This is a genomic window from Pseudomonas sp. NFX98 (assembly GCF_047784845.1).
In the GTDB taxonomy this organism is placed as follows: Bacteria; Pseudomonadota; Gammaproteobacteria; order Pseudomonadales; family Pseudomonadaceae; genus Aquipseudomonas.
The window spans coordinates 153,739-169,310 of record NZ_JBLNNF010000005.1 but is presented as its reverse complement, the minus strand read 5'-3'; the positions used below and the strand labels follow the sequence as shown (position 1 = coordinate 169,310).

15 protein-coding genes are annotated in these 15,572 nt (G+C 59.2%); 5 read left to right on the top strand and 10 right to left on the bottom strand.

Annotated elements, in window-relative coordinates; genetic code table 11:
* Window positions 1-15: 15 nt before the first annotated feature.
* From ACM110_RS08390 to gpmI, 4 genes are all read right to left on the bottom strand, one after another.
* The gene (locus ACM110_RS08390) at window positions 16-792 is read right to left on the bottom strand and encodes a divergent polysaccharide deacetylase family protein (protein WP_416127401.1); all 777 of its coding nucleotides are present in this window, start codon (window positions 790-792) and stop codon (window positions 16-18) included.
* Between the two features lies 1 nt (window position 793).
* On the bottom strand, window positions 794-2,113 hold the full coding sequence (locus tag ACM110_RS08385; RefSeq protein ID WP_416127400.1) for a S41 family peptidase: 1,320 nt from the start codon (window positions 2,111-2,113) through the stop codon (window positions 794-796).
* A gap of 31 nt (window positions 2,114-2,144) precedes the next feature.
* Window positions 2,145-3,437 (bottom strand): murein hydrolase activator EnvC family protein, encoded by a 1,293-nt coding sequence (locus tag ACM110_RS08380; protein ID WP_416127399.1) that lies wholly within the window; start codon window positions 3,435-3,437, stop codon window positions 2,145-2,147.
* A 239-nt stretch (window positions 3,438-3,676) separates the two neighbouring features.
* Window positions 3,677-5,206 carry a 2,3-bisphosphoglycerate-independent phosphoglycerate mutase gene (gene gpmI / locus ACM110_RS08375; protein WP_416127398.1) on the bottom strand — a complete coding sequence of 510 codons (1,530 nt, stop codon included), beginning with the start codon at window positions 5,204-5,206 and terminating at the stop codon, window positions 3,677-3,679.
* 154 nt (window positions 5,207-5,360) lie between these two features.
* Between gpmI and ACM110_RS08370 the strand changes: the two genes are divergently transcribed.
* From ACM110_RS08370 to secB, 3 genes are read left to right on the top strand one after another with little or no spacing between them, the layout of a single operon-like run.
* The gene (locus tag ACM110_RS08370) at window positions 5,361-5,774 is read left to right on the top strand and encodes a rhodanese-like domain-containing protein (RefSeq protein WP_338584249.1); all 414 of its coding nucleotides are present in this window, start codon (window positions 5,361-5,363) and stop codon (window positions 5,772-5,774) included.
* A gap of 1 nt (window position 5,775) precedes the next feature.
* Window positions 5,776-6,030, top strand: a complete 255-nt coding sequence (gene grxC / locus ACM110_RS08365; RefSeq protein WP_008058538.1) for a glutaredoxin 3 — start codon at window positions 5,776-5,778, stop codon at window positions 6,028-6,030.
* Window positions 6,031-6,073: 43 nt separating this feature from the next.
* Window positions 6,074-6,559, top strand: a complete 486-nt coding sequence (gene secB, locus ACM110_RS08360; protein WP_034148553.1) for a protein-export chaperone SecB — start codon at window positions 6,074-6,076, stop codon at window positions 6,557-6,559.
* A gap of 161 nt (window positions 6,560-6,720) precedes the next feature.
* Here secB and ACM110_RS08355 read toward each other — a convergent pair whose 3' ends face one another.
* Window positions 6,721-7,176 carry a tRNA (cytidine(34)-2'-O)-methyltransferase gene (locus ACM110_RS08355; RefSeq protein ID WP_416127397.1) on the bottom strand — a complete coding sequence of 152 codons (456 nt, stop codon included), beginning with the start codon at window positions 7,174-7,176 and terminating at the stop codon, window positions 6,721-6,723.
* On the opposite strand from ACM110_RS08355, the gene ACM110_RS08350 reads away from it, so the two are divergent.
* On the top strand, window positions 7,175-7,615 hold the full coding sequence (locus tag ACM110_RS08350; protein ID WP_416127396.1) for a hypothetical protein: 441 nt from the start codon (window positions 7,175-7,177) through the stop codon (window positions 7,613-7,615). The genes ACM110_RS08355 and ACM110_RS08350 overlap by 2 nt on opposite strands.
* A gap of 536 nt (window positions 7,616-8,151) precedes the next feature.
* Here the strand turns inward: ACM110_RS08350 and ntrC are convergent.
* From ntrC to glnA, 5 genes are all read right to left on the bottom strand, one after another.
* Entirely contained in the window at window positions 8,152-9,588 is a 1,437-nt protein-coding gene (gene ntrC, locus ACM110_RS08345) for a nitrogen regulation protein NR(I) (protein WP_338584252.1), read from the bottom strand.
* Entirely contained in the window at window positions 9,585-10,670 is a 1,086-nt protein-coding gene (gene glnL / locus ACM110_RS08340; RefSeq protein ID WP_056852211.1) for a nitrogen regulation protein NR(II), read from the bottom strand. Before glnL ends, ntrC begins: the two co-directional genes overlap by 4 nt.
* 229 nt (window positions 10,671-10,899) lie before the next feature.
* On the bottom strand, window positions 10,900-11,514 hold the full coding sequence (locus ACM110_RS08335; protein WP_416127395.1) for a DUF4124 domain-containing protein: 615 nt from the start codon (window positions 11,512-11,514) through the stop codon (window positions 10,900-10,902).
* Entirely contained in the window at window positions 11,511-12,020 is a 510-nt protein-coding gene (locus ACM110_RS08330) for a DUF4124 domain-containing protein (protein ID WP_416127394.1), read from the bottom strand. The genes ACM110_RS08335 and ACM110_RS08330 overlap by 4 nt, the downstream gene beginning before the upstream one ends.
* A 234-nt stretch (window positions 12,021-12,254) precedes the next feature.
* Entirely contained in the window at window positions 12,255-13,661 is a 1,407-nt protein-coding gene (glnA, locus tag ACM110_RS08325; RefSeq protein WP_338584255.1) for a glutamate--ammonia ligase, read from the bottom strand.
* Window positions 13,662-13,989: 328 nt separating this feature from the next.
* On the opposite strand from glnA, the gene thiI reads away from it, so the two are divergent.
* A complete protein-coding gene (thiI, locus tag ACM110_RS08320; RefSeq protein WP_416127393.1) occupies window positions 13,990-15,444 on the top strand; it encodes a tRNA uracil 4-sulfurtransferase ThiI in 1,455 nt (484 codons plus the stop codon).
* Window positions 15,445-15,572 lie beyond the last annotated feature (128 nt).

Genomic DNA, 15,572 nt, shown 5'->3' with positions numbered 1-15,572 from the left:
GCTCCCACAGGTTTTTTATCGGTACAGGCCATCCTTGCCATGCGCCGCTGTCGCCCGATTGCTGCGCACGCTGATCATCTGCTTGATATCAATCCACTCAATCCCTTGAGCCTTCAGTTTAGGTAGCTCACGCTCCAGCACCGCCAGTGTTTGCGGATACGGATGCCCGATCATCACCGCTGAACCTTGTTTGTGCGCCAGGTTTATCGCCGTTTGCAGCTGCGTGAAGATGGCCGCTTCAGTGCGCTCGTCATCGAGAAACACATCACGCGAAACACTCGCCAGATCGATCTTCTGCGCTTGCTGCGCGGCCACGGTCTGCGCGCTGGTGCGGCTGTCGACGAAGAACTTGTGGCGACGCTGCAAGTCTGCCATCAACCAGGCCATGGCGGCGGGTTGCGCGGTCATGCGGCTGCCCATGTGGTTGTTGATGCCGGCGGTGTAGGGGACCATTTTGAATGCGGCGTTGAGGCGTTTCTCAAGCTCTTCGATGGAAAGCTCGGGATGCCAGGCGAACGGTCCGGTGGCCGGGTCCATGGGCATATGCAGGATGACGATCTTGCCGGCGCGATGGGCTTCGCGGGCGAACTCGGTGGCGTGGGGTGTGTCCGGCATGATCGCCGCAGTCACCGGGCCGGGTAGGGCGAGTACACGGCGATCCCGGGGCAGGCTCTGCCCCAGGTCATCGATGATCAGCGTCAGATACGCCTTTTGCGGCGGGGTTGCGGCGGGGGCAGCGTGAGCCACACCCGCCAGACAGCACAACAGACTCAAGGCTAGCCGTAGAAACATCTTAACGGCCGGACGTGATGCTCAGCCCTTTGAGCAGGCTCAGAGCCTGGGCCAGTTGGTAATCGTCGTCCTGTGGCATTGCCTTGGCTTTGCCGCCGGAACCGCTCGGCTTGTCGGCACCGCCATTGCCATTGCCCAGGTGACCTTGCAGATCGGCTTCCTTGAAGTAGTCGCCGTCCTGCTCGTTGGTGATCTTGGCCTTGCGCACTTCGATGTCCGGCACGATGCCCTGGGCCTGGATCGAGCGGCCGTTCGGCGTGTAGTACAGCGCAGTGGTGATCTTCAGTGCGCGGTCGTTGTTCAGCGGCAGCACGGTTTGCACCGAGCCTTTGCCGAAACTGGTGGTGCCCATGACCACGGCACGTTTCTGATCCTGCAAGGCGCCGGCAACAATTTCCGACGCCGAGGCGCTGCCGCCGTTGATCAAGACGACCATTGGAACGGCTTCGCTTTCGTCCTTGCCGGTGGCGGAGAAGCGCAATTCGGAGTTGGCGATCCGGCCCTTGGTGTAGACGATCAGGCCTTTGGTGATGAAGTGGTCGACCACTTCCACCGCCGATTGCAGCACGCCGCCCGGGTTGTTGCGCAGGTCGAGAATGACGCCGTTGAGCTTCTTGCCGTTGTCCTTGCGCAGCTTGGCCAGGGCCTTGGAAACTTCTTCGCCGGTCTTGACCTGGAACTGGGTGATGCGGATGTAGCCGTAGCCGGCCTCCAGCAACTGGCTCTTCACGCTCTTCACTTGAATGATGGCGCGGGCCAGGGTCACGTCGAACGGCGTGCCGCCGTCGCGAACCAGGGTCAGGGTGATTTTCTGGCCGATCTTGCCGCGCATCTTGTCCACGGCTTCGGTCATGCTCTGGCCGCGAGTCGGCTGGCCGTTGATCTTGACGATGAAGTCGCCCGCCTGAATGCCCGCCTTGGAGGCCGGGGTGTCATCGATTGGCGAGACCACCTTGATGAAGCCGTCTTCGGCGCCGACTTCGATGCCCAGGCCGCCGAACTCACCGCTGGTGCTTTCCTGCAATTCAGCGAAGTCTTCAGGCCCCAGGTAAGCGGAGTGCGGATCAAGGTTGCTGAGCATGCCCTTGATCGCGTTTTCCAGTAGGGTCTTGTCGTCTACCGGTTCGACATAGGCGGCCTTGATCCGGTCCATGACCTCGGCAAAGGTGCGCAACTCTTCCAGCGGCAATGGCGCCTTGGTGGTCGCAGCAGTGCCCGCAGGCGCAACCGCCGGGGCCGGTTGAGCGGCAAACGCCAGAGGCGCGCCGATCACCAGGGCGATCGTCAGGGCCAGCGAGGTAAGGCGGGACAAATGCAGCATGTCGAACTAACTCCTGAATTGGATGGCGCGCTTATCCTTGCGCGCGACACCATTGTGCCGGATCACTCGGGTGACCCTGCTGACGAATCGCGAAATACAATGCCGGCGTGTCCTGTCCGCCACTGTTACCGACAGTGGAGATGGACTCGCCGGCTTTTACCACGTCACCCGCAGACTTGAGCAGCGTCTGGTTGTGACCATAAAGACTCAAAAAACCGTTGCCGTGGTCGAGAATCACCAGCAACCCGGCGCCGCGCAACCAGTCGGCGAACACCACGCGACCGCCATGCACCGCATGCACTGCGCTGCCGGCCGACGCGCTGATCATCACGCCGTCCCACTTGGTCCGTGCATCGTCGCCACGGCTTTCACCGAAGCGTGCCAGCAGTCGACCATCGACTGGCCATGGAAGTTTGCCGCGAGTTGACGCAAACGGGCCGCCAAAGGTTTCGCCGGAGCTGGAAACCAGTGCGCCAGGTGTTGATTTAACCGGTTTGCGTGGGGCGTCAGTCTCATCTGCTTGAGCCTGGGCCTCACGTAAATGCTTTTTTTCGGCTTCCTGCTGGGCAATCAGCGCTTTCTGTCGCGCTTCTTCTGCCTCACGAGCCTGGCGGGCCAGGGTTTCCTCAATGGTTTTAAGGACTTTAGACAGGTCTGCCTGATCCTGCTCGCGGGCTGCCAGCTTCTGGTCGCGGGCTTTTACGTCATCACTGAGCTTGGCCAGGACTTGCTGGCGTTCCTGGCGGACTTTGTCGAGTTCGTCGCGCTGGGTGTCGAGGCTGCTTTTCTGTACCAGCAATTGCGCCTGCTGCAAGCCGATGTCTTTTTCGACATTGGCCAGTTGGCGCAGGGTTTCGTTGAAATTCTTCAGCTGCTCCAGACGGGCCTGGCTCAGGTAGTCGTAATAGGTGAGGGTGCGAGCGAATTTCTCGGGATTCTGCTGGTTGAGCAGCAGCTTCAGGTATTCCTGACGGCCGTTCTGGTAGGCGGCGCGGGCCTGGATGGCAATCAGTCGTTGCTGTTCAGTGCGCGCGCTCTGGAGTTTTTTTTTCTCCGCATCGAGACGCTGCAGCTCGGATTCGCTCTTCTTCAGCTCTTTTTGCAGGGCTTCGACCTGCTTCTCGAGCTTGCCCATTTCGGTCTCGGTGCCTTTGAGATCTTTTTGGATGCCGGATTTTTCTTCCTGCAACTTGCCCAGCAGTTTCTTCAGCTCGGCAATGTCCTGACGCGTGGCGTCCAACTGTTGTTGGGTTTGCGCGCGCTCGTCAGCGAAGGCCGGTTGGAGCAGGCAGGTCAGGGCAAGGGCGATCAGGACGCGAAGCATAGAGGCGGGCGACACCAGGGAAAGGGACGGCCTAGTATGCCCGCCCCACGCTGCAAAAAAAACGCCCAATTGGGACTGTGTGATAACTGGGCCGGAATACACCTGCAATTAGTCTTCAAAACCACCACAAACCACTGTGGGAGCTGGCTTGCCAGCGATGGCGGCCTGGCATTCAACATTGAAGTTGGCTGTCAGATCGCTATCGCGAGCAAGCCCGCTCCCACAGGGTTTTTCGGTGGTTAGACGAGAATCGAAGTCCCGCTCATTTCCGCCGGTTTTTCCAGGCCCAACAGTTTCAGCATGGTTGGCGCCACGTCGGCCAGCACGCCGCCTTCGCGGACCTTGAGGTCACGCTTGCCGACATAAATGAACGGCACCGGTTCGGTGGTATGCGCGGTGTGCGCCTGGCCGGTGGAGGCGTCGGACATTTGCTCGACGTTGCCGTGGTCAGCGGTGATCAGGGCTTCGCCGCCAACCTTTTCCAGTGCCTCGACGATACGGCCGACGCAGGTGTCCAGGCACTCAACGGCTTTGACTGCTGCCTCGAACACGCCGCTGTGACCGACCATGTCGCCGTTGGCGTAGTTGACCACGATCACGTCGTAGCGCTGGTTTTCAATGGCGTCGACGATGCGGTCGGTGACTTCCGGCGCGCTCATTTCCGGCTGCAAGTCATACGTGGCGACTTTCGGCGACGGGATCAGGATGCGCTCTTCGCCCGGGAACGGTTCTTCGCGGCCGCCGGAGAAGAAGAAGGTCACGTGGGCGTACTTCTCGGTTTCAGCGATGCGCAGTTGGGTCTTGCCGTTTTTCGCCAGGTAATCGCCCAGCACGTTTTCCAGGCTGCCGGCAGCGAAGGCCGATGGCGCAGGAATGCTGGCGGCGTATTGGGTCAGCATGACGTAGCCGGCCAGTTTTGGCTGGCGGGCACGCTCGAATTCCTTGAAATCGTCTTCGACGAACACGCGGGTCAGCTCGCGAGCGCGGTCGGCGCGGAAGTTCATGAAAATCACGGCATCGCCGTCTTCGACTTTCACCGGTTCGCCGATGGAGGTGGCTTTGACGAATTCGTCGCTCTCGCCACGCTCATAAGCAGCTTGCAGACCTTCCTGGGCGGTGGCTGCGTTGAATTCGCCGTTGCCGTCGACAATCAGGTTGTAAGCCTGGGACACGCGATCCCAACGGTTGTCGCGGTCCATGGCGAAGTAGCGGCCAATGATGCTGGCAATGCGGCCTTTGCCCAGCGCCTGGAACGTGGCATCGAGCAGTTCGATCGACGACTGAGCGCTTTTCGGCGGCGTGTCGCGACCGTCGAGGAAAGCGTGCAGGTAGATGTTCTGGGCGCCGCGCTTGAAGGCGAGTTCAGCCATGGCGACCAGGTGATCCTGGTGACTGTGCACGCCGCCATCGGACAGCAGGCCCATGAAGTGCACGGCTTTGCCGGCGGCGACGGCTTTATCCACGGCTGCGCAGATGGTCGGATTCTCGAAGAACTCACCGTCGCGGATCGATTTGGTCACGCGAGTGAAGTCCTGGTACACCACGCGGCCGGCGCCGAGGTTCATGTGGCCGACTTCGGAGTTGCCCATCTGGCCGTCCGGCAGACCGACGTCCATGCCGCTGCCCGAGATCAGGCCGTTGGGCACGGTGGCCCACAAACGGTCGAGCACAGGCTTCTTGGCCGCGTAGATGGCGTTGGCTTCCTGGCTTTCACTGTGACCGAAGCCGTCGAGAATCATCAGGACCAAAGGTTTAGGCGTGGTAGTCATGGAATCCACTCGTGGCTGAGGTAAAAAGGGGTAATGGAAAAAGGGAGTCGCAGTTTAAAGCGAAGTTCCGGCCACGTCACCGCCGGACGGGGTTTGGCCCACCATAGTGGCTGTGTATACTGGCCGACATTTTAACGCCCTGGAACCTCCTTCGATGGTTGCTCACCTGATTGAATTTGCCACTAACCACTACATTCTCGTCGGTATCTTCGTCGTACTGCTGGCCGCACTGATCGCGTATCAGATGCAAGGCGGCGGCCGTAGCCTGAGCACCGGTGAACTGACCGGCCTGGTCAATAAAGACGCGGGCGTGGTGATCGACATTCGTCCGGCCAAAGACTTTGCCGCCGGTCACATTGTTGGCGCGTTGAACATTCCTCACGACAAACTGACTGCCCGCGTAGGCGAGCTGGAAAAGCACAAGGCCAAGACCATCATCCTGGTCGACGCGATGGGCCAGACCGCCGGCACCCACGCTCGCGAACTGGTGAAGGCCGGCTTCACCGCTGCCAAGCTGTCCGGTGGCGTTTCCAGCTGGAAAGCCGACAATCTGCCGCTGGTGAAGTGATATGAGCAACGTCGTCGTCTACTCCAGCGATTACTGCCCTTATTGCTCCCGAGCCAAATACCTGCTCGAGAACAAAGGCGTGGCCTTCGAAGAGATCAAGGTCGATGGCAAGCCGCAGGTGCGCGCCGCAATGGCTCAGAAGGCCGGACGTACCTCCGTGCCGCAAATCTGGATCGGCAGCACCCACGTTGGCGGTTGTGATGATTTGTTTGCCTTGGAGCGCGCGGGTAAGCTCGACGCGCTGCTCAAGGCCTGAATTCCATACCCTATAAAAAGCCCAAGATCAGAAAGGATCTGAGATGACTGACCAACAGAACACTGCAGCTAGCGAAGAAGAAACCGCACCGCAATTCTCCTTGCAGCGCATCTACGTACGTGACCTGTCCTTCGAAGCCCCGAAAAGCCCGGCGATCTTCCGCCAGCAGTGGGAGCCGAGCGTCGGTCTGGACCTGAACACCCGTCAAAAGGCGTTGGAAAATGACTTCCACGAAGTCGTGCTGACCCTGTCGGTTACCGTGAAAAACGGTGACGAAGTGGCGTTCATCGCCGAAGTGCAACAGGCCGGTATCTTCCTGATCAAGAACCTGGACGACGCTTCGATGAGCCACACCCTGGGCGCCTTCTGCCCGAACATCCTGTTCCCGTACGCTCGCGAAGCGCTGGACAGCCTGGTGACCCGTGGTTCGTTCCCGGCACTGATGCTGGCTCCGGTGAACTTCGACGCGCTGTACGCGCAAGAGCTGCAACGTATGCAGGCTGCGGGCGAGACTCCGACCGTACAATAAGAGCTTCGTTTGCCCCATGAAAAAAGCGCCGTTAAAGGCGCTTTTTTCATGGGGCAAACGAAACCTCCAGGTAGGAGCTGCCGAAGGCTGCGATCTTTTGATCTTAAAGAATCAAAATCAAAAGATCGCAGCCTTCGGCAGCTCCTACAGAGCGGGCGGTGTTACTTGAAGTCGTTTTGACGCCAGGCCTCGTACACGGCCACCGCCACGGTGTTCGACAGATTCAGGCTGCGGCAGCCCTCACGCATCGGCAGGCGCAGGCGTTGGTCGCCGGGAAGGGCGTCGAGCACTTCGGCTGGCAGGCCACGGCTTTCCGGGCCGAACAGGAAGGCATCACCCTCCACGAAACTCGCATCGTGGAACGGCCGCGAGCCCTTGGTGGTGAAGGCAAACACGCGAGGATGACCGAGGCTTTCCAGGCAACTGGCCAAGTCCGCGTGGCGCTGCAGGGTGGCATACTCGTGGTAATCGAGGCCGGCCCGGCGCAGCCGCTTGTCGTCCATCTCGAAGCCTAGCGGTTCGATCAAATGCAGGTGGCAGCCACTGTTGGCGCACAGCCTGATAACGTTGCCGGTATTCGGCGGAATTTCTGGTTGGAAAAGGATGACGTGAAACATGCACGGCTCCGAAGGTAAAGATGAGCGGCATTCTACGCCGCAAGCCGACGCTCGTTCGAAACTATTCCCGCGCGTGATGATGTCGCTGGCCATTGTCGGGGTGATGCTGGGGCTGATGATCGGTCGCCTGACCACCCCCGACCCGACTGAGTTGCAACAAGTCGAGGTGACAAACGACGGCCTGGTGGTGTGGTTCAACAACGAACCCAAGACCTACGGCGAGATCGTCGACGGCAGCGTCGCGTTGCTGTTCGAGGCTGAGGGCAAGGCGCAGCAAGGCCAGCTCAAGCTCAACGATAAAGGCGTGAATTGGCGGGTGCGTTCGAGTGATGGGGGATTGTTGCTGACGGTGGTGGCGGCTCGGCCGCTGCAGGGCGAGTGGTCCGGTAGCGAGGTCGATGACCGCTGGCGGCTGGAGATCCATCTCCGGGAGCAATAAAAGAGGGAATCCCCGGCCTGCCTGTACCAAGGTCCCCAAAACGGGAGGGTTCGCGCATTGCGTCGTGAACCCGGTGTAAAGAAGGAATCCCGGCCTGCCTGTACCAAGGACCCCAAAACTGGGTGGGCTCGTCGCGTTGTGCGGTGTGAGCCCGGTGTAAAGAGGGGAATCCCCGGCCTGCCTGTACCAAGGTCCCCGAAACTGGGTAGTGAACTGAATCACTGATGAGACTATTGCAGGGGGCGTGCCAGTTTTTAACAAGCTAAAACAGAAAGGCGCGGAAATACGTCGAAAGCCCCGTAATCCGGGGCTTTCGTGTTTTTTCGGTAAGGGTTCGATTGCGAACTCAGGCGGGATTTCAGATCAGTTGTCGTGCGCGATTGCGGTTCACGGTGCATTCAGTCGGTGCATGGATTGTGATTTTCGGCCAAAAAAAGATCGCAGCCTTCGGCAGCTCCTACGAGGTTCTGCGTACACCTGTAGGAGCTGCCGAAGGTTGCGATCTTTTCGCTAACGACTAAATTCGAAAGCCGAAGTTAGCCCTCATCCCCCTCATCATCATCCCCGCCATCAACCTTCATCCCTAATTCCTTGATCTTGCGAGTCAGGGTATTACGCCCCCAGCCCAACAACACGGCAGCATCGCGGCGGCGACCGGCGGTGTGCTTGAGCGCGGTTTCGATCATGATCCGCTCGAAGGTCGGCACGGCGCTGTCCAGCAAGCTCGACTGACCGCGAGCCAGTGCCTGGTCGGCCCATTGACGCAGCGCCTGCTCCCAGTTGGTCACCGGCGCCGAATCCTGTGGCAGGCTCAGCAGTTCAGGTGGCAGGTCACCGATATGCACCTCGCGACCCGAAGCCATCACCGTGATCCAGCGGCAAGTGTTCTCCAGCTGACGCACGTTGCCCGGCCAAGGCAGGTTTTTCAGGTATTCCTCGGTTTCGCTTTTCAGCAGCTTTGGCTCGACGGCCAGCTCCTGCGCGGCGCGGCTGAGGAAGTGCTTGGCAAGGGTCGGGATGTCTTCGCGACGGTCCGACAGGCGCGGGATGTGGATGCGGATCACGTTGAGGCGGTGGAACAAGTCCTCACGGAATTTTCCGGCATGCACCAGTGTTTCCAGGTTCTGGTGGGTCGCAGCGATGATTCGCACATCAACCTTCACCGGGACATGACCGCCAACACGGTAGAACTCGCCATCGGCCAGGACTCGCAGCAAGCGAGTCTGGGTGTCAGCCGGCATGTCGCCAATTTCATCGAGGAACAACGTGCCGCCATCGGCCTGTTCAAACCGCCCGCGACGCAGGTTCGCTGCCCCGGTGAACGCGCCTTTCTCGTGACCGAACAGCTCGGATTCCATCAGGTCTTTGGGGATCGCCGCCATGTTCAGCGCGATGAACGGCGAAGCCGCGCGAGGGCTGTGGCGGTGCAGGGCGTGGGCAACCAGTTCTTTACCGGTACCGGATTCGCCGTTGATCAGCACGGTAATGTTGGAGTGACTCAAGCGCCCGATGGCGCGAAACACTTCCTGCATCGCCGGTGCTTCGCCGATGATTTCCGGGGTGCGGGTCAGGGTCGGGGCGACTTCCAGGCCTTGTTGTTCCTGGGCGTGCTGGTTGGCGCGTTTGACCAGAGAGACGGCTTCATCGACATCGAATGGCTTGGGCAGGTACTCGAAAGCGCCGCCCTGGTAGGACGCGACAGCGCTGTCCAGATCGGAGTGCGCCGTCATGATGATCACTGGCAGCCGTGGGTGCTGTTCGCGAATCCGCGCCAGAAGGTCAAGGCCGCTGGCACCGGGCATGCGGATGTCGGAGATGATCACGTCCGGCTGCTGGCGCGCCAGGCGGCTCATCACGCCATCGGCGCTGTCGAAGCTTTGCGTGGTCATGCCTTCCTGTTGCAAGGCTTTTTCCAGGACCCAACGGATAGAACGGTCGTCATCGACGATCCACACGGTTTCACTACGGCTCATGTCGATGTGGCTCCTTGTTCCAGTGGCAGAAAGATCGAGAACGTGGTGTGGCCGGGGTGGCTGTCACACTCGATCAGGCCCTGGTGCTGGCTGATGATGTTCTGGGTAATGGCCAGGCCCAGCCCGGTACCGTCCGGACGACCGCTGACCATGGGAAAGAAAATGGTTTCCTGGAGTTCCGCAGGAATGCCCGGACCGTTGTCGATGATTTCGATCTTGGTCACCAGGCGATGGCGCACGTGGCCGATGGTGAACTGGCGCATGGCGCGGGTGCGCAGGCTGATGCGACCCAGGCGCAGCTCGTTCTGGCTGCTGATGGCCTGCATCGCGTTGCGCACGATGTTGAGGACGGCCTGGATCATTTGTTCGCGATCGATCAGGACGTCGGGAATGCTTGGGTCGTAGTCGCGCACCAAAGTGATGCAGCCCTGGCTTTCCGCTTCAACCAAGTGGCAAACACGTTCCAGCACTTCATGGACATTGCACATGGCCAGCGACGGCAGCTTGTTGGAGCCCAGCATGCGGTCGACCAGATTGCGCAGGCGGTCGGCCTCTTCGATGATCACGTTGGTGTAGTCACGCAGGCTTTCTTCCGGCAGTTCACGGGCCAGCAACTGCGCCGCGCCGCGAATGCCGCCCAGCGGATTCTTGATTTCGTGAGCGAGACCGCGCACCAGCATTTTGCTGGTTTCCTGTTTCGAGAGCTGCGCTTCTTCCTTGGTGATCCGCAGCAAGCGATCCCGGGGATGGACTTCAAGCAGCAGCAGCGTGTCGCCGTTGCTGAGGATTGGCGTGACCGCGTAATCAACCGTCAGGGTCTGGCCGGTGAGGGCGGTGAGCATCGCTTCGCGCTTGGTAAACGGATGCGCCTGCTGGACCGCCTGGCGCAAGGAATTCAGCGCCTCGGTGGATTCGGTGAACAACTCGCTGATGAACTGACCATGGCTGCGCTGGCCGCTGATGGCCAGGAGCATCTCCGCCGCCGGGTTCATGTACTCGAGGCGCAATTCGGCATCGAGCAGGATGGTCGCGGTGGTGAGGTTGTCGAGTAGCAAACGGTGGAGTGCGTCGCTAATGGTCATCGGGACCTCTTTTAGGGCGGAGCATGCGCAAGAAAAAAGCGCTGACGCGAGGAAAATGCAAAAACCAAACCAAGGCTCCGAAAAGAAGCGCTCAACCCTGAAACGGGCGTTTGACGCTCGATTGCGTGGCGCTCTTTCAGCTTTTACGGGTACTTTCGAACCAAAATGGGATGCAATCGGCGCACGGTGCAACCAATCGCACCAATATAGTGCGCAAAGCTGAACGAGGTTAGAAGAACCGCAGGAATGGATTTTTTTCTTCGGCGGGTTTATCGCTGAGCGGGCATTCCGGCCGTTGGCCGTAGTCGTCGAGGGAGCAGGGTTTGATCTTGCGTTTTTGCGCGAGGGACATGCGTTGCATGTGGAATGGTTGGTTGGCGGTGCGTTCGACGGTCCGGCCCTGTTCGTCGAGGATTTCCACTGACAGTTGATGAGTGCCTCGGTCGACATTGCTCAGCGGAAATACCGGACTCGGTCCAGGCTCGGCAGTGGGTTGGCCATCAAGCAGCAATCGATAGCGATGACCTCGCTGCAGGCCCGGTTCGCTGGTGACGCTGACGATGATTTCTCCGGCGGTGCTGCGCACGGTGGCGTCAGGCTCCGGCACAAGAATGCGCAGCATGTCGTAGTGGAACAGTGGTTTTTTCTCGGCCTTCTTTGTGGCCATCGCCGCTGACGTACCTGGTGCGGCCATGCGATTGCCGGTTGCCAGCGGCACGCGTTTGGCGTTGCCGGTATTGGGTTGATCGGTGAAAACCCGATTGCCCTGTGCATCGATGTAAGTAAAAACCTCCGCCGATGCGGGTAAGGCGATAAGGCAGGCGATCAGCAGCCAACACTTCAAGGCTTGTGCACCCGTTGCACGGTAAAGCTCACGCTGGGGCTTTGCTGGACCACGGTTTCGCCGTCGATCACCTGCACGGCGAGGCTATGCATGCCGCGGTCGATGTTCACCAGTTGCAGGATCGGAACATTACTCGGCTGGCCGTAGGGTTGTTCGTCAAGTACCAGTCTGAGCAGATGCGGCCCTTGCAGGCGCGGCTTGATTAACACGTTGACGGTGAAGGTGCCGTTGTTGGCGCGCAGGGCTCCGGTGGTGGGCAGGCCGGTCAGTACCAGTACCTCGTAGGCGTTCTGGGGTTGTTCGTTGGTATTGGGTTGCGTGGGTGCTGCTGGAGGGGTTTGCGGCTCCACGCTGTTGAGCGGTGGCAACTCGACCGGTTGGGCCTTCACACCATCCGGCGGTTGATTGCTGTACGCGGTGTTGCCATCGGCGTCCGTGTACTTGTAGATCTGCGCTGCGGCGGGCAGGGCGATCAGCATCAGGATGAAGAGAAAAGCACGACCCATAAAATCAACCGCAAACGAAAGCATTGGGTTGCAGCATAGGTCAGGGGCGGCGGTTGGCCCAGCTTGTTCATGTTTGGGTACAGAAGATCAAAAGATCGCAGCCTTCGGCAGCTCCTACAGATGCATAACAATGTAGGAGCTGCCGAAGGCTGCGATCTTTTGATTTGTGATCATAAAAAAGGCCTCCCGAAGGAGGCCTCACTTTGTCACGCCGCTTGCGCTGGCGCTACCGGATCAGCAGCTGTAGTACAGCTCGTATTCCAGTGGGTGTACGAAGGTACGTACCTTGATTTCTTCTTCGCTTTTCAGAGCGATGTAGGCGTCGATGAAGTCGTCGGAGAACACGCCGCCTTTGGTCAGGAACGCACGACCTTTGTCCAGCTCTTCCAGGGCTTCTTTCAGGCTGCCGCAAACTTGTGGGATCTCTTTCGCCTCTTCAGGCGGCAGGTCGTACAGGTTTTTGTCAGCTGCGTCGCCAGGGTGAATCTTGTTCTGGATGCCGTCCAGGCCAGCCATCAGCAGTGCAGCGAAGCCCAGGTACGGGTTGGCTGCTGGATCCGGGAAGCGGGCTTCGATACGGCGAGCGCGAGGGCTGGACACGTAAGGAATACGGATCGAAGCGGAACGGTTGCGAGCCGAGTAGGCCAGCATTACCGGAGCTTCGAAGCCTGGAACCAGACGCTTGTAGGAGTTGGTCGACGGGTTGGTGAAGCCGTTCAGGGCCTTACCGTGCTTGATGATGCCGCCGATGAAGTACAGAGCGGTGTCGGACAGGCCGGCATAGCCTTCGCCTGCGAAGGTGTTCTTGCCATCTTTGGCGATGGACAGGTGAACGTGCATGCCCGAACCGTTGTCGCCGTACAGAGGCTTAGGCATGAAGGTCGCGGTGCGGCCGTATGCATCAGCAACGTTGTGTACGCAGTACTTCAGGGTTTGAACTTCGTCAGCCTTGGCAACCAGGGTGTTGAACTTCACGCCGATTTCGTTCTGGCCAGCAGTTGCCACTTCGTGGTGGTGAACTTCGATGACCAGGCCCATTTCTTCCATGGCGTTGCACATGGAGGTACGGATTTCGTGGTCGTGGTCGAACGGAGGAACCGGGAAGTAGCCGCCTTTGACGCCTGGACGGTGGCCTTTGTTGCCGCCTTCCACGTCCTGGTCGGACATCCACGAACCTTGTTCGGAGAAGATCTTGAACATCGAACCGGAGATGTCGGACTTGAACTTCACTTCGTCGAAGATGAAGAATTCTGGCTCCGGGCCAACGAATACGGTGTCACCGATACCGGTCGACTTCAGGTATTCCTCGGCACGCTTGGCGATCGCACGTGGGTCGCGGTCGTAGCCTTGCATGGTCGAAGGCTCGATCACGTCGCAGACCAGGATCAGGGTCGGCTCTTCGGTGAACGGGTCGAGAACGGCAGTGCTGTCGTCCGGCATCAGGATCATGTCGGAAGCTTCAATGCCTTTCCAGCCAGCGATGGAGGAACCGTCGAACATTTTGCCTTCTTCGAAGAAAGCGTCATCCAGCGCGTCGCGAGCCGGCATGGTCACGTGGTGCTGAGTGCCTTTGGTGTCCGTGAAGCGCAGATCAATCCACTTGACGTCATGATCTTTGATGAGTTGAACCGACTTCGACATACTGTCCTCCGGGTGGATTAGGGCTGGTAGTGGATGCCCTTAAATGTTTGTGATGCCGGCGCGAATACTCTGCCAAGGCAACCTGCCTCACAAGGGAGCAAATTGCATGCCAGTGCCCCACCATGGGTTTTTTGCCCCAAATTCACGCTTATAAAGGTGCAAAGCGCCTGAATGCGGAAAATCTCGCCCTACAATGTGGCGTTAAAATCGAAAAATGACCTGTTTTGGTGCGCGCAAAACCTTCTGCACATTAACTGGTTAAACCTTGAGCAATTTCCGCTATAATCCGCGCCCCCCTTTTTCGGCAGGCCCTGCGCGCGCTGTTTCCATGAAATTAATCGTAAAAGTCTTCCCCGAGATCACCATCAAGAGCCGCCCGGTACGGATGCGTTTCATCCGCCAATTGGCCAAGAACATCCGTGCCGTGCTCCGCGATCTGGACCCGGCCGTGGTGGTGAACGGCGTGTGGGACAACCTCGAGCTGGAAACCCGCGTCAGTGATGCCAAGGCCCTGAAGGAGATGGGCGAGCGCCTGAGCTGCATGCCGGGCATCGCGCATTTCCTGCAAATCGACGAATACCCGCTGGGCGATTTCGACGACATCGTTGCAAAGTGCAAGCAGCACTACGGCGATGCGCTGGCCGGGAAAATTTTCTCGGTGCGTTGCAAACGCGCCGGCAAGCACCCATTTAGCTCCATAGATATCGAAAAATATGTCGGCAGCCAGTTGCGCCGTCAGTGCGGTGCCGCCGGGATTGACCTGAAAAAGCCGGAAATCGAAGTCCGCATCGAAGTTCGCGACCAACGGTTGTTTGTGATCCACAGCCAGCACAACGGTATCGGCGGTTATCCGCTGGGTGCGCTGGAGCAGACGCTGGTGCTGATGTCCGGTGGTTTCGATTCCACCGTGGCGGCCTACCAGATCATGCGCCGCGGCCTGATGGCCCACTTCTGCTTCTTCAATCTGGGCGGACGTGCCCACGAACTGGGCGTCATGGAAGTCGCGCATTTCATCTGGAAGAAGTACGGCAGCTCCCAACGCGTGTTATTTGTCAGTGTGCCGTTCGAGGAAGTGCTGGGAGAAATTCTCGGTAAAGTCGATAACAGTCATATGGGCGTAGTTTTGAAGCGTATGATGTTGCGCGCTTCCTCGCAGATTGCCGATCGACTGCAGATTGAAGCGCTTGTCACCGGTGAAGCGATCTCCCAGGTTTCGAGCCAGACACTGCCAAACCTGAGCGTGATCGACTGCGTGACCGACAAACTGGTCTTGCGCCCACTGATCGTCGCACACAAGCAGGACATCATCGACACGGCCAACGAGATCGGCACCGCCGATTTCGCCCGGCACATGCCGGAATACTGCGGCGTCATCTCGGTCAATCCGAAGACCGCAGCCAAGCGCCATCGCGTCGAGCATGAAGAGAAAGAATTCGATATGGCGGTACTCGAGCGTGCGCTCGAAAACGCCAAACTGGTGCCGATCGATCGCGTGATCGACGAATTGGGCCAGGACGTTCAGATTGAAGAAGTCAGCGACGCGCTGGCCGGTCAGATCGTGATCGACATCCGCCACCCGGATGCCGCTGAGGATGATCCGCTGGAACTCGCTGGTATCGAGGTACAAACGATGCCGTTTTATGCACTGAACGCTCGTTTCAAGGAACTGGACCCTACTCGCCAGTACCTGCTGTATTGCGACAAAGGCGTGATGAGTCGCCTGCATGCCCACCATTTGCTCAGTGAGGGGCATGCCAATGTGCGCGTTTATCGACCGAGCTAAGAGCCCGGGGCTGTATGCCTGTGGCCTGCGTCACCGGCCCCCCGACTCTGCCGTCAAGCTGTAACGGCAAGGCCTGACTCTACTGTAATCGCTGCCAAGACTTGTCAGCACACCGAATCCTCTGATCG